Origin of the sequence: Achromobacter xylosoxidans, assembly GCF_002192695.1 — a bacterium.
Taxonomy (GTDB): domain Bacteria; phylum Pseudomonadota; class Gammaproteobacteria; order Burkholderiales; family Burkholderiaceae_B; genus Achromobacter; species Achromobacter xylosoxidans_C.
This window is the reverse complement of record NZ_MTLG01000023.1, coordinates 19,203-43,745: the sequence shown is the minus strand read 5'-3', so window position 1 is coordinate 43,745 and position 24,543 is coordinate 19,203. Positions and strand designations below refer to the sequence as shown.

The following is a 24,543-nucleotide window of genomic DNA, read 5'->3' as shown; positions in this document are numbered from 1 at the left end:
ACTTTGATGGACAGCAATCGTGCGCAGTTGGACGCGGCGTTCAAGGTGGGATGGGCAGCCGCTTACGGTGGAATGACCTGGCGGCGGTTCGACCAGCGATCCAGGACCGCCTGTTGATTTCCACGCAGAAGTGACCCACTGACCCCCAGGATTTCCATCTAAACCTGACCCACGTACTAACCCTAACCTGCTGCTTCTTTGAGCAGCAGGAGACCAGGAGTGATAGACGTGGCAACACTGAGTGTCATCAGGCGCTGGGCCCTGCGAGAGCAGCTGTCCATCAGGGAGATCGCCCGCCGCACGGGCGTCTCGCGCAACACCATCCGCAAGTACCTGCGAGCAGGCGAGGCCGAGCCGCGCTACCCCAAGCGGGTCAGCCGTTCCGGGCTCGATCCCTTTGCCTTGAAGCTCTCGGGCTGGCTCAAGACAGAAGCAGGCCGATCCCGTAAGCAGCGGCGCACCGTCAAGCAGATGCACGCCGATCTGCAGGCCCTGGGCTATACCGGCTCCTACAACCGGGTTGCCGCCTTTGCCCGTCTCTGGCAAGAGCAGCGCGTGGTGGCCCAGCAGACCACCGGCCGCGGCACCTTCGTTCCCCTGGCCTTCGGCCCGGGCGAGGCCTTCCAGTTCGACTGGAGCGAAGACTGGGCAGTGCTGGCCGGAGTGCGCACCAAGCTGCAGGTAGCCCACTTCAAGCTCAGCCACAGCCGAGCGTTCTACCTGCGCGCCTATCCGCTGCAGACGCACGAGATGCTGTTCGATGCCCACAACCATGCATTCGCAGTCCTGGGCGGTGTGCCCCGCCGTGGCATCTACGACAACATGCGCACCGCTGTAGACCGGGTGCGCCGTGGCAAGGAACGCGACGTCAATGCGCGCTTTGCGGCCATGGTCAGTCACTTCCTGTTCGAGGCCGAGTTCTGCAACCCTGCCTCCGGCTGGGAGAAGGGCCAGGTGGAGAAGAATGTGCGCGATGCCCGTCATCGCCTGTGGCAGGTCGTTCCGCCATTCCGTGGCCTGACGGAGCTCAATGCCTGGCTTGAGGAGCGCTGCGTGGCCTTATGGAATGAGATCGAGCATGGCAAGCTGCCGGGCACCGTCGCGGACGTCTGGGCCGCGGAGCGGGCTGCCTTGATGCCGGTGCCCAGGACCTTCGATGGCTTTGTGGAGCACACAAAGCGGGTCTCGCCCACCTGCCTGGTCCACTTCGAGCGCAATCGCTACAGCGTACCAGCGCCGTATGCCAATCGGCCGGTGAGCCTGCGGGTCTACGCGGATCGCCTAGTGGTCGCGGCCGAAGGCCAGATCGTCTGCGAGCACCGGCGCCTGATCGAACGCAACCACCATGGTGCGGGACAGACCGTCTACGACTGGCGCCACTACCTGGCGGTGTTGCAGCGCAAGCCCGGGGCCTTGCGCAATGGCGCGCCGTTCCTGGAGTTGCCGCCCGCCTTCAAGCGCCTGCAGGCCACCTTGCTCAAGCAACCCGGCGGCGACCGGGAGATGGTGGAGGTTCTGGCACTGGTGCTGCACCACGATGAACAAGCTGTGCTCGCCGCAGTGGAGCTGGCCATAGAGTCGGGAGCTGCCAGCAAGACCCACATCCTGAACGTGCTCCACCGCCTGCTGGACGGCAAGCCCGCTCCAGCACCGGTCACCTCGCCCCAGGCTCTCAAGCTGGCGGTGGAACCCCAGGCCAATGTGCTTCGCTACGACCAATTGAGGGAGGTGCGCTATGCGTCATGACCCTGCCATCGCTTCCATCGTGATCATGCTGCGCGAGCTCAAGATGCACGGCATGGCCCAGGCGGTTGCGGAACTGGCCGAGCAAGGTGCGCCGGCCTTCGACGCAGCACAGCCCATCCTGTCCCAACTGCTCAAGGCCGAGACCGCCGAGCGGGAGGTGCGCTCAGTGGCTTACCAATTGAAGGTGGCCAGGTTCCCTGCGTACCGGGACATGGCGGGCTTTGACTTCAGCCACAGCGAGGTGAACGAGGCACTGGTGCGCCAGCTGCACCGCTGCGAATTCTTGGAGAACGCCAACAACGTGGTGCTGGTGGGTGGACCGGGTACGGGCAAGACCCACATTGCCACAGCCCTCGGAGTGCAAGCCATTGAGCACCATCACCGCAGGGTGCGGTTCTTCTCCACGGTGGAGCTGGTCAATGCGTTGGAGGAGGAGAAGGCCAACGGCAAGCCCGGACAGTTGGCCCACCGCCTGGCCTATGCCGATATGGTGATCCTGGATGAGCTGGGCTACCTGCCGTTCAGTACGTCAGGAGGCGCCTTGCTGTTCCACCTGCTGTCCAAGCTGTACGAGCGCACCAGCGTCGTGATCACCACCAACCTGAGCTTCAGCGAATGGGCCAGTGTGTTCGGGGATGCGAAGATGACTACGGCATTGCTGGACCGGCTTACGCATCACTGCCATATTCTGGAAACCGGCAACGACAGCTACAGGTTCAAGAACAGCTCCGCACAGCAACCACCACACACCACCAAGAAGGAGAAGGCGACCAAGAACTTATCCACAACGTGAGCGTGAAGTTCACGAACAAGGGTGGGTCAAGATTCGATGGAAATGGTGGGTCAGGTTTGCATGGAAATCAACAGTGCATGCTGGACTGAACAAGGGTGAAGCGCGCAACTCCCTGGCCAGGGCGGTGTTCTTTAACCGCCTCGGCGAGATCAGGGATCGGAGCTTCGAGCAGCAGCGCTACCGGGCCAGCGGCCTGAACCTGGTGACGGCCGCCATTGTGTTGTGGAACACGGTGTACCTGGAGCGCGCCACTCAGGGGTTGGTCGAGGTCGGCAAGCCGGTGAACGGTGAGTTGCTGCAATACCTGTCGCCGCTGGGCTGGGAACACATCAACCTGACCGGCGATTACGTCTGGCGGCAGAGCCGCAGGCTGGAGGACGGGAAGTTCAGGCCGCTACGGTTGCCCGGAAAACCTTAGCGTACGATTTTTTCCGAATTCTGCGGGCTCCCCGGTTTGGGTAACAAGAATTGCTCAGGGCATAGGAGCGTCACTTACCGGCCGTCTGGGCTCTCGATTTCACGCTTTTTTACTCCCTCGCCAGAAGTGGCGATGCTCGAGAAAAAAAGCCGCCTCGATCTCGGGCGGCTCTCCGGGGGCAGGGCGGCGTTCATCGCTTGCAATGCACCAGGTCATCGTTGATCCAGGCGCTGTCCACCAGACCGTTTCTGCGCAGCTCGTCGCACGCCTCGCTGACCTGTTCGCGCCACTTCTTCGGCCGGGTGGAATCAGAGCCGCACATGAGCCGGAACGTCTCCAGCTTGAGCGGGTACGGCTCCCGGTGGGTGGCAAAGTAGTCGAACATCCGCCGGGCGGTGGGCGACAGCTTGCGGTACTTCTCCCACACGAATTTCGTGTAGTGGTCGCCGGCGAAGAGCACCACCATTTCAGTGTCGATCTCGACCTGGCAGCGCGACGTGCGCTTGCCGCGATCCAGGATGCGGAAGCGCCGGATCAGGGACACGGATTCCAGGCGGCCCAGCCGCTGGGACGAGAACTGCATCGCGGACGCTTGCAGCCGCGAAAGGCAGTCCTCGGCCTGCTTGTAGTAGCGGCCATTGATCGACCAGCCCAAGTCCTGGCAAATCTCGTAGAACGTGAACGTGACCGGCTCGCCCAGCGGCGTGCGCTTCGCGTATTCGAGCACCTGGGCAAACACCAGCTCGTCGCTGTCGGCGCGCAGCTCGACGCCGGTAAAGGTGATCTCCACGTCCTTGCTGATGTGGTAGATCGGCTCGCGCTGCAAGGCGGCGCGGGGCACCTTCTTGTTCCTGGTCGTGAAGATCGCCGACCGGCCGAAGTCGTTGGGCATCGCGCGCATGTGGTCGGGCCACGGCGCGAGGTCGAACAAGGAAAGCTGCATGTCCTTGATCTGCTGCTTCGTGTGCTTGAGCAAGGCGGCCTGCTTGGCCTGGCTGACCTGGGCGGCCAGCTCGCCGGTGGCACCGGCCGGCTTCTCGGTCGTTTTCTTGGTCGCCATCTGCTGCGTTCTCCGTTCGGCGGTCACGCCGCTGACTTTCTCGGCCAGGGCATTGACCACGGTGCGCGGCTCGGGCGGAAGGCCCATAGTCCGCGCCAGTTCGGCCGACTCGGCCGCCATCTGTTCGGAGCGCGCCACGGCCGCGCTGGGCGGCGGTGGCGGCGGCTCCGGCGCTGCCGGCCCGTCCGGCAGCTCGAAGAGGGAACCGGCGGGGCGGAAAGCCCCGCCAGCGGTGCCGGCCTGCGTGGTGCGCTCGGCCGCGTAGCGGCGGGCAAGCGCCGTCGCGTCGGCCTCACTCAACCCGCCTTCGATGAGCTTGCGGCGATAGCCCTGCTCGTCGAAACTGTCCGGCATATCTTCGTCCTCCTAGCATAACGCCCGGCCTTGGCCGGGCGCGTTTCTCATTTGCCGCCGGGTTCCTTGGTGTCCAGGTACTCGATCACGTCGGCGATGAAGTCGAAGCCGTATTCGGTCTGGCCCTCCTTCTCGAACTTCGTCGGCTCAATGCGGCCCTGGACGAACACCTTGGAGCCTTTGCCAAGGTACTTGCCCGCGTTCTCGGCCAGGCCGGCGAATGACTTGATGCGGAAGAAGTCGGTTTGCTCCTTCTTCTCGCCGGCGCGGTCGCGCCATACGCGGTTCACGGCCAGGTCGAAAACGGCGCGGACGCTGTTTTCGCTATGGCGAACATCGGTATCACGGGTAAGATTGCCGATAAACTGGAATTGGTTATGGCTCATGCGTAGCTCTCCAGGCTGTGATGAAGCCTAGAGTTTAGCTAAACCTAATTCCGAGGTCAAGGACTTTAGCCGCTAAAATTTGAGCGGCCCACGCGCAAGGCGACGCCTTTGTATAACTACATCTTCTTCACGAACGTGCTCCGGCTGCTCGATGAGCGCCACATGACGAAAAAGGAGCTATCGGACAGGTCGGGGGTTTCGATCTCCTTCCTGTCCGATCTCACTACTGGCAAAGCCAACCCCTCCCTAAAGGTGATGGAGGACATTGCGCAGGCCCTTGAAACTCCCCTGCCGCTCCTGCTTGAATCGACCGACCTGGACAAAGAAGCCCTTGACGCCCTAGCCGGTGGCAAGGCACCGCGAAGCCTCCCGCCAGGCTTCGAGCGCGTGGCGGCTGTGCTGCCCGAGCACCAGGCGTTCATCGTCAAGAAGTGGGGCGAAGCGGCACGGAAGAAACTTAGAGGGAGTTGACGCCAGGATGTGAGAAGGGAAGGGGGGCGGCACGGAACTGAGCCACAAGAGCCAGCCAAGTTTTAGCCGCTAAAGCCCGCCGGGGTGGCTCAACCCCCGGACAACACCCATAACGCAAACGCCACGGGTTCGGCGCGAGGGCGCACGGAGCATGCGCCGCGTTGTCGCCTCTTTCGTCCCTGCAATCCGCGACGCAACGTCGCGGCCGAAGTCGCCCTTGTGCGCTTCGGTGTTGCGGTCGAAATTAGTTCGGTATATCGTATGAACCTGTGTAGAATGCGCAGAACGCAACGGCATACAGGCATACGACATGAGCGACCAAGACACCGAACACGACAGCATCAAAACGCGAGCGCGAAAGAAGCTCGAACGGGACATGGGGCCGACGCTTCTTGAGGCTCTGCACGATCCCAAGACGCAAGAAATTCTGCTCAACGCGGACGGCAAGCTCTGGCTTGAAAGCCAGGGCAAGCGGCTGCGTTGCATCGGCACCCTTCGCCGCGCACAAGCGCAGGCCATCATCGAAACAGTGGCCGGCTACCACGGCAAGGAAGTCAAGCGGGACAGCCCACTACTCGAAGGCGAGTTTCCCATTGATGGCTCGCGCTTCGCGGGCCAGCTCGGCCCGGTCGTCACCGGCCCGACCTTTGCGATCCGCAAGAAGGCCATCGCCGTTTTCACGCTGGCTCAATACGTCGAGCGCGGGATCATGACCGAGGCCCAAAAGCAGGCCATCGAGCGCGCTGCTGCGGCTCACAAAAACATCCTCGTCATTGGTGGCACCAGTTCCGGCAAGACCACCCTCGTGAACGCCATCATCCAAGCGATGGTTGATAACGATCCCTTGGAGCGTTTCATCATCATCGAGGACACCGGCGAGATTCAATGCACCGCCGAGAACTACGTCCAGTACCACACCAGCATCGAAGTGAGCATGACGATGCTGCTGAAAACCACCCTCCGTATGCGCCCCGACCGAATCCTGGTCGGCGAAGTCCGTGGCGAAGAAGCACTTGACCTGCTTGACGCCTGGAACACCGGCCACCCAGGCGGTGCAGCCACCCTCCACGCCGATAGCGCGCAAGAGGGCCTAGTTCGTTTGAAGTCGCTTGTTTCCCGGAATAAGTCGGCTCCATCCGAAATTGAACCGCTGATAGGCGCGGCGGTTCATGTCGTTGTTCACATCGCCAAAACCCCGGACGGCTCGCGTCGTGTGCAGGAAATCCTTGAGGTTTCCGGCTACGTCAACGGCCAGTACATCACCAAGTCCCTTTAAGGAGTTAGACCAATGCAAGCCTCTCTGTCGGCGTTCCGCTTCAACCGCAGCGCCATGTTCTACCTGGGCCTGTTCGCCCTCCTGGCGTTCATGATGCTGGCCCCGCACCCCGCCTTCGCCTCCGAAGGCACCGGCGGTTCGCTGCCTTATGAAAGCTGGCTGACCAACCTCCGCAACTCCGTCACCGGCCCGGTGGCCTTCGCGCTGTCGATCATCGGCATCGTGGTCGCCGGCGGCATCCTGATCTTCGGCGGTGAACTCAACGGCTTCTTCCGCACGTTGATCTTCATCGTCCTGGTCATGGCCCTGCTGGTCGGTGCGCAGAACATGATGAGCACGTTCTTCGGCCGTGGCGCGGAAATCGCCGCCCTGACCGATGGCGCGCTGCACCAGGTCAAGGTTGCCGCGCTGGACGTGGCCGGCTTCCCCGGTGAGGCCGTCATGCGCTGGGCCGAACGCGGCCACATCGCGGGGTAAATCATGGCTCTGCGCGCGATCCCCATCCGTAGGGCCGGCAACCGAGAAAACCTGTTCATGGGCGGGGATCGTGAGCTGGTGATGTTCTCGGGCCTGCTGGCCGGCGCGCTGATTTTCAGCGCCCAAGAAGTGAGGGCAACGGTGTTCGGCATCGCCTTGTGGTTCGGCGCGCTCTTCGCGCTGCGCCTCATGGCGAAAGCCGATCCGAAGCTGCGACACGTGTACCTGCGGCACCGCCGGTACAAGCCGTACTACCCGGCTCGCAGCACGCCCTTCCGTGACAACACGCCGAGTCAAGGGAAGCAATACAAATGATCGAAGCAATCGCAATTGCCATTGCTGTGCTCGGTGCGGTTCTGTTGCTCATCCTCTTTGCCCGCATCCGGGCCGTCGATGCCGAGCTGAAGCTCAAGAAGCATCGCGCCAAGGATGCCGGCCTGGCCGATCTGCTCAATTACGCCGCCGTGGTCGATGACGGCGTGATCGTGGGTAAGAACGGCTCCTTCATGGCCGCATGGCTGTACAAGGGGGATGACAACGCCAGCAGCACCGAGGAACAGCGGGAAATGGTGTCGTTCCGCATCAACCAGGCCCTGGCGGGCCTGGGGAACGGCTGGATGGTGCATGTCGATGCTGTGCGTCGGCCTGCGCCGAACTACTCGGAGCGCGGCGTCTCGTCGTTCCCCGACTCTGTGTCCTCGGCCATTGACGAGGAACGCCGGCGCTTGTTCGAGGGCCTGGGCGCGATGTTCGAGGGCTACTTTGTCCTGACCGTCACGTGGTTCCCGCCGGTGCTGGCCCAGCGCAAGTTTGTCGAACTCATGTTCGATGACGATGCGGTGGCTCCCGACCATACGGCGCGCACCACGGGCCTTATCGCGCAGTTCAAGCGCGAGATCACCAGCCTGGAATCTCGCCTGTCCTCGGCGGTCAAGCTGACGCGCCTGCGCGGCCAGAAGGTCGTCTCGGAAGAGGGCAGGGAGGTCACGCACGATGACTTCCTGAGCTGGTTGCAGTTCTGCGTGACGGGCCTGCATCACCCGGTCATGCTGCCCAGCAATCCGATGTACCTCGATGCGGTCATCGGCGGGCAAGAGCTGTGGGGCGGCGTGGTGCCCAAGATCGGGCGCAAGTTCATCCAGGTGGTCGCCATCGAAGGCTTCCCCTTGGAGTCAACGCCTGGGGTGCTCTCTGCCCTGGCCGAGCTGCCCAGCGAATACCGCTGGTCGAGCCGCTTCATCTTCATGGATCAGCACGAGTCCTTGAAGCACCTGGACAAGTTCCGCAAGAAGTGGAAGCAGAAGATTCGCGGCTTCTTCGATCAGGTGTTCAACACGAATACCGGCTCCATCAACCAGGACGCGGCCGCGATGGTCGGCGACGCCGAGGCGGCCATCGCCGAGGTCAACAGCGGCTTGGTGGCGGCCGGCTACTACACCAGCGTGGTCGTGCTGATGGACGAGGATCGGGAGCGCCTGGCGGCCTCCGCGCTCCTGGTCGAGAAGGCAGTCAACCGCCTGGCCTTCGCGGCCCGTATCGAGACGATCAACACGCTCGATGCGTACCTGGGCAGCTTGCCCGGCCACGGTGTCGAGAACGTGCGTCGGCCGCTCATCAACACGATGAACCTGGCCGACCTGCTGCCGACAAGCTCCATCTGGACGGGCAGCGCCACGGCTCCGTGCCCGATGTACCCGCCGCTGTCGCCGGCGCTCATGCACTGCGTGACGGTGGGCGCTACGCCGTTCCGCCTGAACCTGCACGTGCGCGACCTGGGCCACACCTTCATGTTCGGCCCGACCGGCGCGGGCAAATCGACGCACCTGGGGATCATCGCCGCGCAGCTCCGTCGCTACGCCGGCATGTCGATCTACGCCTTCGACAAGGGCATGTCGATGTACCCGCTCGCGGCCGGCATTCGTGCGGCCACGAAGGGCAAGAGCGGCCTGCACTTCACGGTGGCCGCCGACGATGACCGGCTGGCCTTCTGCCCGCTCCAGTTCCTCGAAACGAAGGGGGATCGGGCCTGGGCGATGGAATGGATCGACACCATCCTGACGTTGAACGGTGTCAACACCACGCCGGCGCAGCGCAACGAGATCGGCAACGCGATCATGAGCATGCACGCCAGCGGCGCGCGAACGCTCTCCGAGTTCTCGGTGACGATCCAGGACGCGGCGATCCGCGAGGCGATCAGGCAGTACACGGTGGACGGCTCGATGGGCCACTTGCTCGATGCCGAAGAGGACGGCCTGTCGCTGTCCGACTTCACGGTGTTCGAGATCGAAGAGCTGATGAACCTGGGCGAGAAGTTCGCGCTCCCGGTGCTGCTCTACCTGTTCCGCCGCATCGAGCGCGCACTGAAAGGCCAGCCCTCCGTCATCATCCTGGACGAAGCCTGGTTGATGCTGGGCCACCCGGCGTTCCGCGCCAAGATCAGGGAATGGCTCAAGGTGCTGCGCAAGGCCAACTGCCTTGTGCTGATGGCTACGCAAAGCCTTTCGGACGCGGCCAACTCGGGCATCTTGGACGTGATCGTGGAATCGACCGCGACCAAGATTTTCCTGCCCAACGTCTACGCCAGGGACGAGGACACCTCGGCGCTCTATCGCCGCATGGGCCTCAACGCGCGGCAGATCGAAATCCTGGCGACCGCCATTCCGAAGCGTCAGTACTACTACGTGTCGGAGAACGGCCGCCGTCTCTATGACCTTGCCCTGGGGCCGATGGCCCTGGCCTTCGTCGGCGCGTCCGACAAGGAATCGGTCGCCACCATCAAGAGCCTCGAAGCCAAGTTCGGCCACGAATGGGTGCATGAGTGGCTGGCCGGCCGTGGGCTGAATCTCAACGACTACCTGGAGGCCGCATGAGCATCGCCGACACCCTCAAGGGCTTGATCTTCAAGAAGCCCGCCAACCCCTCCGAGCCGCGCGATCCGCGCCGCTCGAAGGAACCGCTCGCCGGCGGTCGCCGCTCGGGCGAGGCCGAGAACCCCTACCTGGCCGCGCGTCGCACCTGGAACGATCACGTGGGCGGCGTCGTCTCGCAGCGCCAGACCTGGCAGGTGATCGGCATCCTGTCGCTGTTGATCGCGCTGGCCGGCGTTGGCGGCGTGATCCACATCGGCAGCCAGTCGAAGTTCATCCCCTACGTGGTCGAGGTGGACAAGCTGGGCCAGACCGTGGCCGCCGGCCCGGTGCAGGCCGCCGGGAAGGCCGATCCGCGCGTCATCCATGCCGCTGTCGCGGACTGGATGAGCTGCGCGCGCATGGTGTCGCCTGACGTGGCTATGCAGCGCAAGTGCGTGTTCAAGGCGTACTCGATGCTCGCCCCGAACGATCCGGCGACGCCAAAGATGAATGAGTGGCTGAACGGCACGCCCGACTCCAGCCCGTTCAAGCGCGCCGAGAAGGAAATGGTCAGCGTCGAGATCAAGACCGTCATCCCGCAGACGCCCGACACCTGGCAAGTCGAGTGGGTGGAAACCACCCGCGACCGCCAAGGCACGCTGAAAGGCCAGCCCGTCACCTGGCGCGCGCTCGTGACTACCTACATCGCCGAGGTCACGCCCAACACCACCGATGAGCAACTGAGGAACAACCCGTTGAGCATCTACGTGCGTGATTACTCCTGGTCCCGCATCCAATGAATTCGAGGTCATCCACCATGAAGAAAACCCTCTCCGCTTTGATCGTGGGCGCTGCTGTGGCGGTGCCCTCCCTGGCCCTGGCCGCCCCTGGCGACGACATTGCCGACAAGTATTTCAACAAGACCAACCCGACGCTGACCGCTCAAGAGCGCGCGGCGCTCGCCATCGCCAAGCGGTGGGAAGCGGGGTCGGCGACCGGCATCAAGCCGGTGGCCGGCTCGGGCGGTGCCATCAAGTTCGTGTACGGCGCGCAGCAGCCGAGCATCGTTTGCGCGGTGCTCCAGGTGTGCGACGTGGCCTTGCAGGCCGGCGAACAGGTGAACTCGATCAACCTGGGCGACACGGCCCGGTGGACGGTCGAGCCGGCCATCACCGGCAGCGGTGCGACCGAGGTTCAGCACCTCATCATCAAGCCGATGGACGTGGGCCTCGAAACCAGCCTGGTCGTGACCACGAACCGCCGCAGCTACCACTTCCGCCTGCGCTCGCATCGCACCGAGTACATGCCGCAAGTCTCGTTCACGTACCCCGAGGAAGCGCAAGCCAAGTGGGACGCGATCCAGCGCCGCGAGAAGCAGGAACGCACCGACAACACCCTGCCGGCCACCGGCGAGTACCTGGGCGATCTCTCGTTCGACTATGAGCTGTCCGGGTCGGCGAGCTGGAAGCCTGTGCGCGTCTACAACGATGGCCGCAAGACCATCATCGAAATGCCCGGCACGATGCAGCAGACCGAAGCGCCGACGCTCCTGGTCGTGCGCAAAGAGGGCGGCCTGTTCACCGACGACGAAACGGTGTTGGTCAATTACCGCGTGCAGGGCAATCGCTACATCGTGGACACGGTGTTTGACCGCGCGATCCTGATTGCCGGTGTTGGCAGCAGCCAAGACCGCGTGACCATCAGCCGGAGGAAGTGACCATGCGCAAGATCGTCTCTCTCGCGCTGCTCGCCCTCGCCCTGGGCCTCGGCGGCTGCGCCACCACCGGCCAGTACGGCAACTTCGTCCAGTCGGCCGCGCTCGATCAGCAGAAGCTCGCCGCCGACGCGGTGCAGCAGCTCGCCACGCTGTACGCGCCGGCGCGCACGCGCCTGGAGCTGCAACAGCCGACGCCCGACCCGTTCGGCCAGGCCCTGGTCAAGTCGCTGCGCGACAAGGGCTATGCCCTCCTGGAGTTCGCCCCGGCCGGCGCTTCCGCGCAGGCCCCGGCCTCGGCCGCATCGCAGCCGAGCGCACCGGCCACCACGGCCGCGCCGGGCGGCCTGCCGCTGCGCTATGTGCTCGACCAGGCCGGCGACTCGAACCTGTACCGCCTGACCTTGATGGTCGGCAACCAATCCATCACCCGCCCGTACCTGGCGCAAAACGGCACGTTCGCGCCGGCCGGGTACTGGGTGCGCAAGGAGTGACGCCATGACTGAAAACGCCGATCAGATGGCACCTGACGCTTCGCCTGGCGAAGTGTCCAAGAAGGCGGGCGTCCGTCGCGTCAACAACATGCCCATGTACATCCTCGGCGGCGTCCTGCTGTCGTTCGTGCTGGTCATGGCCCTGGTCGCGGCGGATCGCGCGGCCAAGCAGAACGCGCCGGCGGATGGCCCGAAGGAGAAGGCCGGCAGCACGTCGATGTTCGCCAAGGAGATCGCGGGCGACAAGACCGGCGGCTTGATCGAGCCGGCAAGCCCGCTCAAGGTGCCCGACATGCCGACCGGCCCCGCCTCGGCCCCCCTGGAGATCGCGCGGCCGTCCAACCCGGACGCGCCGCCGGCCCCGCCGGCGAACCCTGGCAACCCCGGCCAGCCGGTGAACGACGACGAGGCCCAGCGCATCCGCATGGCGAAGATGCAGATGTTCGGCGAGGCCGTGAAAGCCAAGACCACCGTGCGCGTGGATGCTCCGCGTAGCAACGGCTCCGCGCCTGGTGGCCCGAGCACCTACACCAGCACGCCGCAGACGCGCGATGAAATGCTGAACCGCATCGCAGCGGTGCAGCAGCAAATCGACGCGCAGCGCAGCAACGATCCGACCGCCGCCTATCAAGCGCGCCTGGCGCAGATTCGCGGCATGGGCGTCGGTGGCAGCGCGGCCCCGGCCGCCGGCGGCATGGGCGCGGGCGGTGCGCCGCAGCTCCTGCAAACCTCGACCAGCGGCGGCGGGCGCAACAGCATGGCGCAGTTCGGCCAGGGTGGGCAGGGCGACCGCTGGAAGCTGGATTCGCAGCCGGAAGCGCCGCGCACGCCGTTCGAGCTGCGCGCCGGCTTCGTGGTGCCGGCCACGCTCATTTCGGGCATCAACTCCGATCTGCCGGGCCAAATCATGGCCCAGGTCGCGCAGGACGTGTACGACACGCCGACCGGCAAGCATCTGTTGATCCCGCAAGGCTCGCGGCTCGTCGGCTCGTATTCGAGCGATGTGGCCTACGGCCAGGCGCGCGTGCTGGTCGCGTGGCAGCGCATCGTGTTCCCCGATGGCAAGGCGATGGACATTGGCGCGATGCCGGGCGCGGACAGCGCCGGGTACGCGGGCTTCAACGATCAGGTGAACAACCACTATGTGCGCCTGTTCGGTTCGGCCTTCCTCATGTCCGGGGTGACGGCTGGCATCACCTACAGCCAACGCCAGAACCAGGCCCAAAACACCTACGGCGCACCGAGCGCCAGCAGTGCCCTAAGCGAAGCCCTCGGCCAGCAGCTCGGCCAAGTCACGGCGCAGCTCATCGCCAAGAACCTGAGCATTTCGCCCACGCTGGAAATCCGGCCCGGCTATCGCTTCAACGTCGTGGTTACGAAGGACATGACGTTTTCCAAGCCCTACCGTTCCTTCGACTACTAACGCCATAGGAGAGCACCATGAAGCAGAAGTTTTTAGCCGCTAAATTGGCCCTCGTCGTCGCTGTTTCGAGCACGTTGATGGTCACGCCTGTGGAGGCTGGTATCCCCGTCATCGACGGCACCAACCTGTCGCAGAACATCATGACGGCTATCGAATCGGTGGCCCAAACGCTCAAGCAAATTGAGCAGTACAGCACCCAGCTCCAGCAGTATCAAAACCAGCTCCAGAACACGATGGCCCCGGCCGCGTATATCTGGGATCAGGCGCAATCGACCATCAACGGGTTGATGAATGCGACCAACACGCTGAACTACTACAAGAACCAGCTCGGCAGCCTGGACAGCTACATCGGCAAGTTCCAGGACGTGAACTACTACAAGGGGTCGCCGTGCTTCTCGGCTACCGGCTGCTCGGCCGCCGAGTGGACGGCCATGAAGAACGTGCAGCAGCTCGCCAGCGAGTCGCAGAAGAAGGCCAACGATGCCTTGTTCAAGGGCCTCGACAAGCAGCAAGACAACCTGACCGCCGACGCGGCGACGTTGCAGCGGCTCCAGTCCTCGGCGCAGGGCGCAACCGGGCAGATGCAGGCCATCGGCTACGCCAACCAGCTCGCCAGCCAGCAGGCCAACCAGCTCTTGCAGATTCGCGGCCTGTTGATCGCGCAGCAGAACGCGGTGGCAACCAAGATGCAGGCCGACGCCGACAAGGAAGCCCAGCAGGCGGCAGCGGCCGCACAACTGCGCCAGGGCAGCTACCGGGCCAGCCCGGCGCGCACCTGGTAAGGGGGATTCATGAAAGCAATCAAGGCTCTGTCCTTGGCCTCGGCCGCCCTCGTGGCGGCCTTGGTCGCCGGCTGCGACAACAAGCCGGCCACGGCCCCCATGCCGGAAGTGAACGACGAGAACTGCAAGCCCGAGAACATCGCCAAGATCGAGGACAAGGGCGTCCAGCAGGCTTTCTCGTCGCTGTGCTTGCGTCGTGGTGGGGAGTTCAAGCCCAGCCCGAAACGCGAATGGTGAGGTGCTGACGATGAGAATGCCAGCCAATCTAAAAACCCTCGCCCTGCCGCTGTTCGTCTGGCTGGCGTTCTTCGCGGTCGATGCCCACGCGGCCATCGACAACGCCGGCGTGTTCGATAGCGTGCTGGATCGCTACCAGGCCGCCGCGAGCGGCTGGGCCGGTGTCATCACCACGGCCGCAACCTGGCTCTTCTGGACGCTGGTTGTGATCTCGATGGTCTGGACGTTCGGCATGATGGCCTTGCGCAAGGCCGACATTGGCGAGTTCTTCGCGGAGTTCGTCCGCTTCACGATCTTTACCGGCTTCTTCTGGTGGGCGCTGACCAACGGCCCTAACTTCGCATCGTCCATCTATGCGTCGTTGCGGCAGCTCGCCGGCAACGCGACGGGCCTGGGCAATGCGCTATCGCCCTCGGGCATCGTGGACGTGGGCTTTGCGATCTTCGACAAGGTGATGGATCAGTCCTCGGTGTGGTCGCCGGTGGACAGCATGGCCGGCATCCTCATGGCCGTGGCGATCCTGGTCATCCTGGCCCTGGTCGGCGTCAACATGCTCCTGCTGCTCGCGTCGGGCTGGGTGCTGGCCTACGGCGGCGTGTTCTTCCTCGGCTTCGGTGGTTCGCGTTGGACTTCCGACATGGCGATCAACTACTACAAGGTCGTCCTGGGCGTGGCCGCGCAGCTCTTCGCAATGGTGCTCCTGGTGGGCATCGGCAAGACCTTCCTCGATGACTACTACGCGCGCATGAGCGCCGGCATCAGCCTCAAGGAAATGGGCGTGATGCTGATCGTCGTCATCATCCTTCTGGCGTTGACCAACAAGATTCCGCCGCTCATCGCCGGGATCATCACCGGCGCGAGCGTGGGCGGTGCCGGCATCGGTCAGTTCGGTGCAGGCGCTGCGCTGGGTGCCGCAGGCATGGCAGCAGCAGCGGCCGCCACTGGCGGCGCAGCTCTGGCCGCCGGCGCGGCCTCGGCCGCCGGCGGTGCCTCGGCCGTCATGGCCGCCTTCTCGAAGGCCAATGAGAACGTGTCGGCAGGCACGGACGTGATGTCGGCCTTCTCTGGTGGCGGCAGCTCGGGCGGTGGTTCAGGCGGTGGCGGTGGCGACGCCGGCACCGGCGGCACGCCCTTCGCGCAGGCTGCGGGCTTTAGCGGCGGCTCCGGTGGCGGCTCGTCGTCGGGTGGCGGTAGCACCTCGACCGGCAGCAGCTCGGGCAGCTCGAAGGGTGGCGAGAAGGGCGGCGACAAGGCCGGCGCCGGCGGCCAGGGCAGCGGCTCGACCGCCAGCACCGGCAACGGTGCGGACAAGGCCGCCAAGAACGAACCCAAGCCCGCCGGCGGGGCAGGGCAGGGGCAGCAGGGCGGCCAGCAGGCCGCGCCGGGCAGCACCGGCCCCGGCTTGCTCGCGTCGGCCGCCTCGGCGCTCGGCACGGCCGGCCGCATCGCGGCCGACGCCGGCGCGAACTTGGCGAAGGGAACCGCCGATGTTGCCAAGGCCAAGGCCGCGAGCCTGCGCGAAGCCGCAGCCGAACGGATCGCCGACACCACCGGCGGAAAGATCGCCGCCGCGATCAAGGCGCAAGGAAGCGGCACGGCCGAGAACATCGACGTGCCCGACCAGCAGCCCGCGCCGAGCTTCGGCGACAACAGCCTGGCAGGCGGCCCAGCCGATGCCGATCCCGAGTCCGAAGTAGCCGCGTTCGCCAACCGCGAGCAAGGCCGCGACGGCACAACTGCGTAACCAAGGAGAGTCCATCATGAAGAAAAAACTGTTTGCCCTGGCCGCCCTCGTGGTGGCCCTCGGATCGACCGCCGGCCCGGCCAGCGCGCAAGACGTGCTGACCGGCGACACGCGCCTGGCCTGCGAGGCGATCCTGTGCCTGTCGTCGGGCACGCGCCCGAGCGAATGCACACCTTCGCTGTCGCGGTACTTCAACATCACGAAGCGCAAGCTCTCCGACACGATCCGCGCACGCGCGAACTTCCTCCAGCTCTGCCCGGTCGCCAACCAGACGCCGCAGATGCAGTCGCTCGTGTCGGCGATCTCGCAAGGTGCCGGCCGCTGCGATGCGCAGTCGCTGAACTCGACCATGCTGGTTTGGACGGGCGGCGATGACGGCCGCACGTACATCAGCAACCAGATGCCCGACTTCTGCGCGGCCTACACCGGCCACGCCTACACCGACTTCACCAGCAGCGGCACACTGCCGCGCTATGTCGGAACGCCAGAGCGGGGCGGCTATTGGGTCGAAGCGCGGGACTATGACCGCGCCCTGGCCGAGTACAACGAACGCATCCGGCGCGAGGACGAAGAGCGCCGCCGTCAGTCCTGGCTGAACTGAGGGAGGGGAGGGCATGCCGTTCTTCGCCGATCTGCCGCCGCAGCTCCAGGAGCGCGTCGTCTGCTCGATCTCGGCCGCCGTGAAGTACGAGGTGCCGGTCAACATTGTGTTGGCCGTCGCCGAGAAAGAGGGCGGCAAGCCGGGCCAGTGGGTGCGCAACTCGAATGGCACGCATGACGTTGGCCCGATGCAGTTCAACACCGCGTACCTGGGCGACCTGGCCCGGTACGGCATCACGGCGAACGATGTGGCGGCCGCTGGCTGCTACTCGTTCGACCTGGCCGCCTGGCGGCTGCGGATGCACATCCGCAACGACAAGGGCGATCTTTGGACGAAGGCGGCGAATTACCACTCGCGCACGCCGCAGTACAACGCGGTGTATCGGGCCGACTTGATGCGCAAGGCATCGAAGTGGGCCGATTGGCTCGAAGCCCGGTTCGTCACGCTCGACGTGACGAAGGCTGGTGCCACGCCCTCGATGCCGAGCCAGGCGGCCACCGTGGCCCAGCAAGCCACGCCGGCGGCCAGGCCGGCACCAGCACCCCGGCAGGCCGCCCCGGCGGCCGCAGCAGCTCGCAGCGTGACGATGGCCGGCTATGTGCCTCGCACGGTGTCTTTCAACACTTCACGCGAGGGGTCGGCCGAGTAGGCCGGCCCTTCCGATTTAGCGGCTAAACATGGACAAATTCCACGCCTTCATGATGCGGTACACGCTGGGCTTCGGCCGGGTGCTTCAAGCCTATTGCAAGTGGGCAGAAGGACAGGCCAAGAACCAGCTCGATTTGCTTCTGTTGGGCCTTGGCCCGATCTTCGCCTTCGGGCTGCTGCTGTGGGCGCTGCCAGCATGGATTGGCAAGCCCATCGCGTTCGTGCTTTCGCTGCCGGCGCTCTACATCATCTTCCTGGTGCTGCGCGCCTACGCGATTCGCGGGGGCCGGCGCTGATGAAGGCTCTGCGGGTTCCTGATGGAACCGTCGAAGCGTTGAAGTGGCTCGCCCTGGCCTTGATGACCGGCGATCACGTCAACAAGTACCTGTTTAACGCGACGCTGCCGGTGCTGTTCGAGGCCGGCCGCGTGGCGCTCCCTCTTTTCGTGTTCGTCCTGGCCTACAACCTGGCCCGGCCGGGCACGCTCGAACGCGGCGTTTACGGCCGCACCATGTCACGCCTGGCGGTGTTCGGCGCGCTGGCCTCGGTGCCCTTCGTGGCCCTCGGCGGCCTGTACGCCGGTTGGTGGCCGCTCAACGTGATGTTCACGCTGCTGGTCGTCACGGCAACGGCCTACCTGGTCGAACGTGGCGGCAAGCTGCACCTGGCGGCCGCCGGCGTGGTGTTCCTGGTCGGCGGCAGCTCGGTCGAATATTGGTGGCCGGCCGTGGCCTTCGGCCTGGCGGTGTGGTCGTACACGCGGCGGCCGAGCTGGGCGGCCGCGGCGGTCGCGGTGCTGGCCTGCGCGGCCCTGTGGTTCATCAATCGCAACCTGTGGGCCTTGGCGGCCCTGCCGGTGCTCTTCCTGGCCTCGCGTGTGGACGTGCGCCTGCCGCGCCTGCGCTGGGCCTTCTACGCCTATTACCCGCTGCACCTGGCCGCGCTCTGGTTGATCCGCATCCCCATGAGCAAGGCCGGCTACCTGTTCTTCTGATTGGAGTCCTGCCCCATGCGAAAACCCGTTCTTCTGGCCCTCTCCCTGGCGTTCCTGGTCAGCGCGCAAAGCGCACTGGCCGCCGGCGACGCCGGCAACTTCGGCACGCCGATCAAGTCGGGCGTGTCGGTGTCCTTCCCCGACAGCAGCGCGACGTTCCAGCCGACGCCCGAGGCCCTGGAGCTGCTGGCCGACGCCAGGAATGCGGCAATCATCTACATCAGCGGGCGCACCAGCACGCTACGGCCTAGCGCGGCCGACGAGGCCCTTGCACTGCGCCGTGCCCTGTCGGCCAGGTCGTACCTGGTGGCGCGCGGCGTCTCGCCGCTCAAGATCATGGTGAACTTCGCATCGGCCGCCGACTTCGTGGCCGACAACTCGACGGCCGAGGGCCGGCGCGAGAACCAGCGCGTGGACATTGAGGTGGTCTACATCCCCACCTACTGAGCGATCCGGCATCGCCATTTTTGGCGGTGCTGCAGGTCGCTCCAGCAGCTCGGCATCGTCGTCTCTGACGATGCAGGCCCGGCCGGCTTCCCTTGACAGCATCGCCATTTCTGACGATGCTGGCCAAGTCCCCGATTTACTCCAGGAAGAAGGCCATGAGATACCCCGGCGGCAAGGGCGGTGCCGGCGTCTACCAGACGATCATCAACAACATCCCGCCTCACGACACGTACATCGAAACGCACCTGGGCGGCGGGAACATCCTGGAGCGCAAGCGCCCGGCTGCGCGTAGCATCGGGATCGACATTGACCGCGAGGTGATCCAGGCGTGGCAGCAGCGCGAAATGCCCGGCCTGGAGCTGCATTGCGGCGACTCGGTGGCCTGGCTGGAAGGCCACGCCTTCACCGGCCGCGAGTTCGTCTATGTCGATCCGCCCTATGTGATGGACAGCCGGCGCGGCGGCAAGCTGTACCGGCACGAGTACGACGACGCCGACCACGTGCGGCTGCTCGACGTGTTGGCCGGCCTGCCCTGTGCTGTGATGGTGTCGGGCTACGACTCTCCGATCTACGACAGCTCGCCCCTGGCGACCTGGCGCACCATCGAGTTCAACGCGATGACGCGCGGCGGCATCGCCATTGAACGGCTCTGGATGAACTACCCGGAGCCGGACGCCCTGCACGATCTGCGCTACCTGGGCAGCAACTTCCGCGAGCGCGAGCGCATCAAGCGGAAGAAAGCCCGCTGGCAAGCGAAGCTCGCCAAGCTCGACCCGCTGGAGCGGGCCGCCATCATGGAATGCCTGCGCGAGCTGGAAGCTGCCGAGTAGGTGTCAACCAAAACGGCCAATTATTCGGTAGATCGCCGCTCGGTCGATCTACAAAATGGACGAAACAGGAGATTGACTATGACCTTCATCGCACCCCCTCAATTTTGGGAAGAGCGTCGCGCCCAGCTCGGCACAAAACCGGATCGTGAATTAGCCGCGTTGTGGGGCGTTCCCATTGCTCAAGTTAAAAAGCATCGTGAGCGACACGGCATCGCAGCCTGTAAACCTACCTATGCGATAGCTCCGGCAACCTGGACAGCAGAGCAAGACGCCATGCTGGGAAGCATGCCCGATACCGAAACAGCAGCCGCGCTCGGAAACATCGACCCGCAGGCCGTCAAGGCCCGTAGAAAAGAGCTTGGCATCCCATCGTTCGCGGATCAGGTTAGCGCCAGAAAACAGGAAAAAGAAGATCGCGCGTTTGAGAACATGCAATGGCCGCCTGAGCTACTGGCAGAGCTTGGAAAGCGGTTCGACCACTATCTTGCCGACCGCTTTGGAATCCCGGAATGGATGGTGCGCCGAAAACGCGCGGCTCTAGGCATCAGCGAGGAACCGTTTTCGCACTTGTATGAGACTGCTCCTGGCTCATCGCCCACACCCGCTTGACCTGGCTTTCGCTGCATCCGGCCAGCCTGGCCGTCTCCGGGATGCTGTGGCCTGCCGTGCGCAGGGCCACGATCCGATCATGCACCTTCGTGTTCGGCTTGCGGCCGGTGAAGCGGCCGGCGCTCTTCGCCAGCTCGACTCCCTGCCGCCGCCGCCCGCTTTTCGATCATGGCCCCGGTGCAGGCCGCCTATGACGCCTACCAGGCCACGGCAAGCCGGACGCAGAACACGATGGACAGCATCGAGGCCGAGCTACGCGAACCCGTGACGGCCGAACGCCGCGAGCTGCTGGCGGTGTCGCTTGCAGTAGCCCGCGCCCGCGAGGCGGCCGCGCTGGGCAAGCTACAGGCGGAATCGGCCCTTGCGCAGTTGAAGATGGCCGACTTCAACGCCACCAGGTAAGGCACAACCAGTAATGAAAAGGGCGGCCAGTTGGCCGCCCTTTTCACGTCCGGGCCTGCATCGTCAGGAATGGCGATGAGATCCACCGCGGCGGCCGCCATCGCCGGAAATGGCGATGCTGGCCAGCTCCTCGCCTTCCAAGGTTTCGCAGGCTGGCCACTCGCGGCCAACGGCTGGCGCATCGACCCATTCCCGTTCTTCGGGCGGTAGCGGCTGCGAATAGTCGGATTCGGCCAGCAGCTCATCGAGCGTGTAGCGCGCGCGGCTCATCGGCGGGCCTCATCGAGCCAGGCCAGCGTTTCAGCTTCGCGGGCGGCCACGCGGGCCACCAGCTCGCGCACCAGGGCGGCCAGGCTCATGCCGTGCGCTGCCGCGACGGCGGCAGCTTCGGCTTTCACGTCAGCAGGAACGGCGGCGCTGATGGTGGCGACCTGGTTCATACGGCCAAATCCAGCGGCAAATCGGAAATGTCTTTCAGGCGCTTGCCATCGACCATCACGGCCAGCATGTCGGCCGCGTCTGTCATGCCCAAGGCTTCTACCGTGGCTTGCAGCTCATACAGGGCAAAGTGATAAACGCAATCAATGTCCCCGGTTCCCAGGGCGATAGAAGCAAGGCGGCTTGGTGTCGGTTCGGCCGTGACGACCACCACATGAGGCAGGCGGCCCTTGCGGTTGCGCACCAGGTTCAACGCTTCGGAACGGGCGTTCTGCGCCCGGTCGCTGCGAATCGTCCATTTGCATGAAATGCTGGCGTGCAGCAGCGGCAGGCCGCCGTTTTTCTTGCGCAGGCTGGCAAGCGTGGTCACGTTGTCATCGACCAAGAACGCGGGCGCATTGATGGCGCTGTCGTCCTCGGTGTCGCGCACCACCACAATATCCGGCGTGATGGTGTAGTCGCTGCCCAGGGCGGCCGCCAGTTCGGCATCGGCCTTGGCGGCCCGGTCGAGCGCGACCAGATGCGCGTATTGCTCATAACGGGCAATTTCCAGGCGGTTGCGCCCGGAGACTTGATGCACATCCCAGGTTCCGGGGCGAAGGTGGCCGAGCTTTAGGAAGGTTTCACGCACGAAGGCCGCGCAGGTGCCTTCAAACTGGTTGCCCGAAGTCTGGCCCGCGATGCGCTCGCCAATGGTTTCGGCCTTGAGCAGATCGGCAATGCCCTTGGCAATCGCCTTGCTTGTGGTGTTGCTGCTGTCGGCGTTGCTCACCACTCCCGCGCTGTTGATGGTCAGCGTTGTTTGCAGCAGCGAAGCATGGAACGCCTTGCGGGCTTCGAGGAAATCGGCCTCTGCACTCATCACGCCACCTTGTAGATGCGCTGGACGGACAGAGCGGCGAAGATTTGCCGGGCCACGGCGGCGGCCACTGGTGGCGGGAAGGCGTTGCCGATCTGGCGATAGGCGGCTGTCTTGCGGCCGGAGAATTGCCAATCATCGGGGAAGCCTTGAATGCGGGCCGTCATGCGCGGCGTCAGGCGCGGCATACCCACAAAGTCGCGGGGCGGTGCATCGTCCCACAGGCCCATGCCATCGACGCCTAGCGCGGCCCAGGCACGTTTTGCGCGGGTCGGCCCAAGGTCAGGCCCGCCATGTTTTTTGGAGCCGCCAACCAGCGTAGGTGCAATGGCATTTGCTTGTTCTCGCCAGCGGTCAGCGCCGCGCCAGCCATTCGCGGCCATGAGATCGTGCAGCAGCTCGCCCACGGTCGGCGGGTTGTTTGGCAGCGGTTCCGGCCAGGAGAAGCCGCTAGCCAGGTCTTTGCGGATGCCGACGAACACCACGCGCGGGCGCAGTTGTGACACGCCGTAATCCGAGGCGTTGAACAGCCGCCAGCCGGGCACATAGCCCAATTTCTTGAGCTGCTTTTCTACCTTGTTCCGGTAGTCGTCAAAGACGGCATCGAGCAGGCCACGCACGTTTTCCAGCATCACGGCTTGCGGGCGGCACTCATCGACCAGGCGGATAGCTTCGGGGAACAAGTCGCGCTCATCCTTCGCACCGAGCTGCTTTCCTGCCTTGGAGAACGGCGGGCATGGCACGCCACCGGCTACCAGGTCGATGCCTTGATAGGGGCGGCCATCGAAGCGGCGCAAATCGTCCTCAATGACGTTCCAGGCGGGACGGTTCAGCCGCAGCGTGGCGCAAGCGGCCGGTTCCAGTTCGACCAGGGCCGCATGATCGAAGCCAGCCATTTCCAGGCCGAGCGCCTGGCCCCCTGCCCCTGCGCACATTTCCAAAGAATTGAATTGGCTCATATCGCTTTTCTCTTGGTTGATTGACGTGGCTTTCTGGCTGCCGGTGCCGCGAACATATCCGGTTGTAAGCCGCCTTGGTGCCTGTCGGCGAACGCCTGCATGAACTCGCGCAGCACTTCCGACGCCTTCCGGTTTTCAGCCAGACAGGCCCCTTGGAACGCCTCTCGGAGTTCCTTTTCAACACGGATACGGAGGCCAACGTCTTTGCTCGACATAAGGCGACAGTATCGCATGGATACACAATTGTGTATCCAAAAAATCGCTATCACGTCGCATAAATCCTAAGTTTTGCGACACGCCATGCCCTTGTCATTTTCAGAAGACGACTGCACCAGACAACGCGGTTTGAAGGCTGTTGTGCAGTCGTCTATTGAACGAACAGTATCAGGAGTCCGCTGCACGAATGATGACCTCAAGCCGGTTCTGGTCGCGCTGGCGACCGATCAGCCCCTGGATGTGCGATACCGCGACCACGATCTTTCCGGCGATTGGGCGGGCTACCGCGAATGCCACATCAAGCCCGACCTGCTGCTGATCTACCGCAAGTCCGACGCCGACACCCTGCGACTGGCGCGGCTTGGCTCCCATAGCGAGCTGTTCGGCTGATGCCAGTCGCCTTGTCCGCCAAACGATCATTAGGCGGCCAAACCGGACACCTGTCCGAAAACATCTTGCGCAACGGGATGACGGACAATAAGATAGGCGGACGGTATAACGGACAAATGGGCGGAAATGGCACTCATCGGCTATGCGCGGGTATCGACGGCGGAACAGGACACCGCCTTGCAGACGGATGCGCTGCGCAATGCAGGCTGCGAACGGGTTTTCGAGGACACGGCATCCGGGGCCAAGGCAGACCGGCCCGGCTTGGCCGATGCGCTGGCTTATCTGCGCGATGGCGATGTGCTGGTCGTCTGGCGGCTGGATCGGCTTGGCCGCTCCCTGCCGCACCTGATTGAGACGGTCGGCAAGCTGGAAGCACGGGGCGTCGGCTTCCGCTCGTTGACTGAAAACATCGACACCACCACGCCGGGCGGACGGCTCATCTTCCATGTGTTCGGTGCGCTGGGCCAGTTCGAGCGCGACCTGATCCGCGAGCGCACCAAGGCCGGGTTGACCGCTGCCGCCGCACGCGGGCGCAAAGGCGGACGCAAGCCGGTTGTCACTGCCGACAAGTTGCAACGAGCGCGGGAGCTTGTCGCCAACGGCTTGAATGTCCGCGAGGCCGCCGCACGCCTCAAGGTAGGAAAAACCGCTCTCTACGCTGCCTTGCAGGCGGCCAGTTCTGGCAGTGCAGCCGACTCCTGATATTTCGTGCAGTCGCCTTCTGAAAACGACATTATCTTGGCCGGGTCGTTTTTGCCGGGTCTAAATGGCCGCTGTGGATCTCATCGTCAGAAATGGCGATGCGAGCTCCAGGCGGGCAGGGCGGCCGCCATCGCCGGAAATGGCGATGCTGCAGCTCGACGTGCGCGGGCCTGGTGGCATCGTCGGATGCGGCGATGCTCGAGCAAAAAAAAGCCGCCTCGGGG

At 64.5% G+C, this 24,543-nt stretch carries 31 protein-coding genes and 1 pseudogene; 25 read left to right on the top strand and 7 right to left on the bottom strand.

The window, feature by feature from the left end; genetic code table 11:
• Positions 1-219 precede the first annotated feature (219 nt).
• The 3 genes and pseudogenes from istA to BRO63_RS34645 form a co-directional block, all read left to right on the top strand.
• The gene (gene istA, locus BRO63_RS04260; protein ID WP_032491591.1) at positions 220-1,746 is read left to right on the top strand and encodes an IS21-like element ISAlsp1 family transposase; all 1,527 of its coding nucleotides are present in this window, start codon (positions 220-222) and stop codon (positions 1,744-1,746) included.
• Positions 1,736-2,539, top strand: a complete 804-nt coding sequence (istB, locus tag BRO63_RS04255) for an IS21-like element ISThsp10 family helper ATPase IstB (protein WP_088138647.1) — start codon at positions 1,736-1,738, stop codon at positions 2,537-2,539. Before istA ends, istB begins: the two co-directional genes overlap by 11 nt.
• Positions 2,540-2,609: 70 nt before the next feature.
• Positions 2,610-2,957, top strand: a pseudogene (locus tag BRO63_RS34645) (Tn3 family transposase); the annotation flags it as partial.
• 190 nt (positions 2,958-3,147) lie between these two features.
• Here the strand turns inward: BRO63_RS34645 and trfA are convergent.
• Positions 3,148-4,371: a plasmid replication initiator TrfA gene (trfA, locus tag BRO63_RS04245; protein WP_088138646.1), complete on the bottom strand. Its 1,224-nt coding sequence runs from the start codon at positions 4,369-4,371 to the stop codon at positions 3,148-3,150.
• A 47-nt stretch (positions 4,372-4,418) separates the two neighbouring features.
• Positions 4,419-4,757 carry a single-stranded DNA-binding protein gene (locus tag BRO63_RS04240; protein WP_011798708.1) on the bottom strand — a complete coding sequence of 113 codons (339 nt, stop codon included), beginning with the start codon at positions 4,755-4,757 and terminating at the stop codon, positions 4,419-4,421.
• A 108-nt stretch (positions 4,758-4,865) separates the two neighbouring features.
• Between BRO63_RS04240 and BRO63_RS04235 the strand changes: the two genes are divergently transcribed.
• The 19 genes from BRO63_RS04235 to BRO63_RS04145 all read left to right on the top strand — a co-directional run bounded on the left by BRO63_RS04235 (position 4,866) and on the right by BRO63_RS04145 (position 20,353).
• On the top strand, positions 4,866-5,228 hold the full coding sequence (locus BRO63_RS04235) for a transcriptional regulator (protein ID WP_000283041.1): 363 nt from the start codon (positions 4,866-4,868) through the stop codon (positions 5,226-5,228).
• A gap of 310 nt (positions 5,229-5,538) precedes the next feature.
• Entirely contained in the window at positions 5,539-6,504 is a 966-nt protein-coding gene (gene trbB / locus BRO63_RS04230; protein WP_011798707.1) for a P-type conjugative transfer ATPase TrbB, read from the top strand.
• Positions 6,505-6,516: 12 nt separating this feature from the next.
• Positions 6,517-6,981 carry a conjugal transfer system pilin TrbC gene (gene trbC / locus BRO63_RS04225; RefSeq protein ID WP_011222079.1) on the top strand — a complete coding sequence of 155 codons (465 nt, stop codon included), beginning with the start codon at positions 6,517-6,519 and terminating at the stop codon, positions 6,979-6,981.
• A 3-nt stretch (positions 6,982-6,984) separates the two neighbouring features.
• On the top strand, positions 6,985-7,296 hold the full coding sequence (locus BRO63_RS04220) for a conjugal transfer protein TrbD (RefSeq protein ID WP_001207961.1): 312 nt from the start codon (positions 6,985-6,987) through the stop codon (positions 7,294-7,296).
• Positions 7,293-9,851: a VirB4 family type IV secretion/conjugal transfer ATPase gene (locus BRO63_RS04215; RefSeq protein WP_011798706.1), complete on the top strand. Its 2,559-nt coding sequence runs from the start codon at positions 7,293-7,295 to the stop codon at positions 9,849-9,851. Before BRO63_RS04220 ends, BRO63_RS04215 begins: the two co-directional genes overlap by 4 nt.
• Entirely contained in the window at positions 9,848-10,630 is a 783-nt protein-coding gene (locus BRO63_RS04210; protein WP_011798705.1) for a conjugal transfer protein TrbF, read from the top strand. Before BRO63_RS04215 ends, BRO63_RS04210 begins: the two co-directional genes overlap by 4 nt.
• Before the next feature lie 17 nt (positions 10,631-10,647).
• Entirely contained in the window at positions 10,648-11,547 is a 900-nt protein-coding gene (gene trbG, locus BRO63_RS04205) for a P-type conjugative transfer protein TrbG (RefSeq protein ID WP_000753228.1), read from the top strand.
• 2 nt (positions 11,548-11,549) lie between these two features.
• Entirely contained in the window at positions 11,550-12,038 is a 489-nt protein-coding gene (locus tag BRO63_RS04200; RefSeq protein WP_011798704.1) for a conjugal transfer protein TrbH, read from the top strand.
• 4 nt (positions 12,039-12,042) lie between these two features.
• On the top strand, positions 12,043-13,461 hold the full coding sequence (locus tag BRO63_RS04195; protein WP_011798703.1) for a TrbI/VirB10 family protein: 1,419 nt from the start codon (positions 12,043-12,045) through the stop codon (positions 13,459-13,461).
• Between the two features lie 17 nt (positions 13,462-13,478).
• Positions 13,479-14,243: a P-type conjugative transfer protein TrbJ gene (trbJ, locus tag BRO63_RS04190; RefSeq protein ID WP_011798702.1), complete on the top strand. Its 765-nt coding sequence runs from the start codon at positions 13,479-13,481 to the stop codon at positions 14,241-14,243.
• A gap of 9 nt (positions 14,244-14,252) precedes the next feature.
• Positions 14,253-14,480, top strand: coding sequence for an entry exclusion lipoprotein TrbK (gene trbK, locus BRO63_RS04185; RefSeq protein WP_011798701.1), 228 nt, complete (start codon positions 14,253-14,255; stop codon positions 14,478-14,480).
• Positions 14,481-14,490: 10 nt separating this feature from the next.
• Positions 14,491-16,224 (top strand): P-type conjugative transfer protein TrbL, encoded by a 1,734-nt coding sequence (gene trbL, locus BRO63_RS04180; RefSeq protein ID WP_011798700.1) that lies wholly within the window; start codon positions 14,491-14,493, stop codon positions 16,222-16,224.
• A gap of 16 nt (positions 16,225-16,240) precedes the next feature.
• The gene (locus tag BRO63_RS04175; RefSeq protein WP_011798699.1) at positions 16,241-16,825 is read left to right on the top strand and encodes a TrbM/KikA/MpfK family conjugal transfer protein; all 585 of its coding nucleotides are present in this window, start codon (positions 16,241-16,243) and stop codon (positions 16,823-16,825) included.
• A 13-nt stretch (positions 16,826-16,838) separates the two neighbouring features.
• Positions 16,839-17,474, top strand: a complete 636-nt coding sequence (locus BRO63_RS04170; protein ID WP_011798698.1) for a transglycosylase SLT domain-containing protein — start codon at positions 16,839-16,841, stop codon at positions 17,472-17,474.
• A 28-nt stretch (positions 17,475-17,502) separates the two neighbouring features.
• Positions 17,503-17,769 (top strand): hypothetical protein, encoded by a 267-nt coding sequence (locus tag BRO63_RS04165; RefSeq protein WP_011798697.1) that lies wholly within the window; start codon positions 17,503-17,505, stop codon positions 17,767-17,769.
• Between the two features lie 38 nt (positions 17,770-17,807).
• Positions 17,808-18,467: a TraX family protein gene (locus BRO63_RS04160; protein ID WP_256943235.1), complete on the top strand. Its 660-nt coding sequence runs from the start codon at positions 17,808-17,810 to the stop codon at positions 18,465-18,467.
• 15 nt (positions 18,468-18,482) lie between these two features.
• Positions 18,483-18,914 carry an OmpA family protein gene (locus BRO63_RS04155; protein WP_001665065.1) on the top strand — a complete coding sequence of 144 codons (432 nt, stop codon included), beginning with the start codon at positions 18,483-18,485 and terminating at the stop codon, positions 18,912-18,914.
• Between the two features lie 155 nt (positions 18,915-19,069).
• On the top strand, positions 19,070-19,744 hold the full coding sequence (locus BRO63_RS04150; RefSeq protein WP_011798695.1) for a class I SAM-dependent methyltransferase: 675 nt from the start codon (positions 19,070-19,072) through the stop codon (positions 19,742-19,744).
• Positions 19,745-19,822: 78 nt separating this feature from the next.
• Entirely contained in the window at positions 19,823-20,353 is a 531-nt protein-coding gene (locus BRO63_RS04145) for a hypothetical protein (protein WP_011798694.1), read from the top strand.
• Here the strand turns inward: BRO63_RS04145 and BRO63_RS04140 are convergent.
• A complete protein-coding gene (locus tag BRO63_RS04140; RefSeq protein ID WP_256943234.1) occupies positions 20,289-20,423 on the bottom strand; it encodes a helix-turn-helix domain-containing protein in 135 nt (44 codons plus the stop codon). The genes BRO63_RS04145 and BRO63_RS04140 overlap by 65 nt on opposite strands.
• A 98-nt stretch (positions 20,424-20,521) precedes the next feature.
• On the opposite strand from BRO63_RS04140, the gene BRO63_RS04135 reads away from it, so the two are divergent.
• A complete protein-coding gene (locus tag BRO63_RS04135) occupies positions 20,522-20,755 on the top strand; it encodes a hypothetical protein (protein ID WP_011798693.1) in 234 nt (77 codons plus the stop codon).
• A gap of 63 nt (positions 20,756-20,818) precedes the next feature.
• Here BRO63_RS04135 and BRO63_RS04130 read toward each other — a convergent pair whose 3' ends face one another.
• Genes BRO63_RS04130 through BRO63_RS04120 form a run of 4 tightly spaced genes read right to left on the bottom strand, consistent with a single transcriptional unit; the run spans position 20,819 to position 23,011 of the window.
• Positions 20,819-21,025, bottom strand: a complete 207-nt coding sequence (locus BRO63_RS04130; protein WP_011798692.1) for a hypothetical protein — start codon at positions 21,023-21,025, stop codon at positions 20,819-20,821.
• Positions 21,022-21,195: a hypothetical protein gene (locus BRO63_RS34135; RefSeq protein ID WP_172734609.1), complete on the bottom strand. Its 174-nt coding sequence runs from the start codon at positions 21,193-21,195 to the stop codon at positions 21,022-21,024. Before BRO63_RS34135 ends, BRO63_RS04130 begins: the two co-directional genes overlap by 4 nt.
• Complete coding sequence (locus tag BRO63_RS04125; protein ID WP_011798691.1) at positions 21,192-22,055, bottom strand: NgoMIV family type II restriction endonuclease; 864 nt, start codon at positions 22,053-22,055, stop codon at positions 21,192-21,194. Before BRO63_RS04125 ends, BRO63_RS34135 begins: the two co-directional genes overlap by 4 nt.
• On the bottom strand, positions 22,055-23,011 hold the full coding sequence (locus BRO63_RS04120) for a DNA cytosine methyltransferase (protein WP_011798690.1): 957 nt from the start codon (positions 23,009-23,011) through the stop codon (positions 22,055-22,057). The genes BRO63_RS04125 and BRO63_RS04120 overlap by 1 nt, the downstream gene beginning before the upstream one ends.
• A 300-nt stretch (positions 23,012-23,311) precedes the next feature.
• On the opposite strand from BRO63_RS04120, the gene BRO63_RS04110 reads away from it, so the two are divergent.
• Positions 23,312-23,617: a type II toxin-antitoxin system YafQ family toxin gene (locus BRO63_RS04110; RefSeq protein WP_011798688.1), complete on the top strand. Its 306-nt coding sequence runs from the start codon at positions 23,312-23,314 to the stop codon at positions 23,615-23,617.
• 126 nt (positions 23,618-23,743) lie between these two features.
• Entirely contained in the window at positions 23,744-24,319 is a 576-nt protein-coding gene (locus tag BRO63_RS04105) for a recombinase family protein (RefSeq protein WP_001173919.1), read from the top strand.
• Positions 24,320-24,543: the final 224 nt, after the last annotated feature.

Bases quoted from the DNA above. Each gene is read 5' to 3' on its own strand.
- BRO63_RS04145 (WP_011798694.1), top strand. From the start codon at position 19,823: ATGACCTTCATCGCACCCCCTCAATTTTGGGAAGAGCGTCGCGCCCAG.
- BRO63_RS04135 (WP_011798693.1), top strand. From the start codon at position 20,522: ATGGCCCCGGTGCAGGCCGCCTATGACGCCTACCAGGCCACGGCAAGC.
- trbG (WP_000753228.1), top strand. From the start codon at position 10,648: ATGAAGAAAACCCTCTCCGCTTTGATCGTGGGCGCTGCTGTGGCGGTG.
- istB (WP_088138647.1), top strand. From the start codon at position 1,736: ATGCGTCATGACCCTGCCATCGCTTCCATCGTGATCATGCTGCGCGAG.
- trfA (WP_088138646.1), bottom strand. From the start codon at position 4,371: ATGCCGGACAGTTTCGACGAGCAGGGCTATCGCCGCAAGCTCATCGAA.
- BRO63_RS04155 (WP_001665065.1), top strand. From the start codon at position 18,483: ATGCGAAAACCCGTTCTTCTGGCCCTCTCCCTGGCGTTCCTGGTCAGC.
- BRO63_RS04240 (WP_011798708.1), bottom strand. From the start codon at position 4,757: ATGAGCCATAACCAATTCCAGTTTATCGGCAATCTTACCCGTGATACC.
- BRO63_RS04110 (WP_011798688.1), top strand. From the start codon at position 23,312: ATGCCCTTGTCATTTTCAGAAGACGACTGCACCAGACAACGCGGTTTG.
- BRO63_RS04200 (WP_011798704.1), top strand. From the start codon at position 11,550: ATGCGCAAGATCGTCTCTCTCGCGCTGCTCGCCCTCGCCCTGGGCCTC.
- BRO63_RS04165 (WP_011798697.1), top strand. From the start codon at position 17,503: ATGGACAAATTCCACGCCTTCATGATGCGGTACACGCTGGGCTTCGGC.
- BRO63_RS04220 (WP_001207961.1), top strand. From the start codon at position 6,985: ATGGCTCTGCGCGCGATCCCCATCCGTAGGGCCGGCAACCGAGAAAAC.
- BRO63_RS34135 (WP_172734609.1), bottom strand. From the start codon at position 21,195: ATGAACCAGGTCGCCACCATCAGCGCCGCCGTTCCTGCTGACGTGAAA.
- BRO63_RS04175 (WP_011798699.1), top strand. From the start codon at position 16,241: ATGAAGAAAAAACTGTTTGCCCTGGCCGCCCTCGTGGTGGCCCTCGGA.
- trbJ (WP_011798702.1), top strand. From the start codon at position 13,479: ATGAAGCAGAAGTTTTTAGCCGCTAAATTGGCCCTCGTCGTCGCTGTT.
- BRO63_RS04215 (WP_011798706.1), top strand. From the start codon at position 7,293: ATGATCGAAGCAATCGCAATTGCCATTGCTGTGCTCGGTGCGGTTCTG.
- BRO63_RS04210 (WP_011798705.1), top strand. From the start codon at position 9,848: ATGAGCATCGCCGACACCCTCAAGGGCTTGATCTTCAAGAAGCCCGCC.
- BRO63_RS04120 (WP_011798690.1), bottom strand. From the start codon at position 23,011: ATGAGCCAATTCAATTCTTTGGAAATGTGCGCAGGGGCAGGGGGCCAG.
- BRO63_RS04170 (WP_011798698.1), top strand. From the start codon at position 16,839: ATGCCGTTCTTCGCCGATCTGCCGCCGCAGCTCCAGGAGCGCGTCGTC.
- BRO63_RS04150 (WP_011798695.1), top strand. From the start codon at position 19,070: ATGAGATACCCCGGCGGCAAGGGCGGTGCCGGCGTCTACCAGACGATC.
- BRO63_RS04130 (WP_011798692.1), bottom strand. From the start codon at position 21,025: ATGAGCCGCGCGCGCTACACGCTCGATGAGCTGCTGGCCGAATCCGAC.
- trbL (WP_011798700.1), top strand. From the start codon at position 14,491: ATGAGAATGCCAGCCAATCTAAAAACCCTCGCCCTGCCGCTGTTCGTC.
- BRO63_RS04105 (WP_001173919.1), top strand. From the start codon at position 23,744: ATGGCACTCATCGGCTATGCGCGGGTATCGACGGCGGAACAGGACACC.
- BRO63_RS04125 (WP_011798691.1), bottom strand. From the start codon at position 22,055: ATGAGTGCAGAGGCCGATTTCCTCGAAGCCCGCAAGGCGTTCCATGCT.
- trbC (WP_011222079.1), top strand. From the start codon at position 6,517: ATGCAAGCCTCTCTGTCGGCGTTCCGCTTCAACCGCAGCGCCATGTTC.
- BRO63_RS04195 (WP_011798703.1), top strand. From the start codon at position 12,043: ATGACTGAAAACGCCGATCAGATGGCACCTGACGCTTCGCCTGGCGAA.
- trbB (WP_011798707.1), top strand. From the start codon at position 5,539: ATGAGCGACCAAGACACCGAACACGACAGCATCAAAACGCGAGCGCGA.
- trbK (WP_011798701.1), top strand. From the start codon at position 14,253: ATGAAAGCAATCAAGGCTCTGTCCTTGGCCTCGGCCGCCCTCGTGGCG.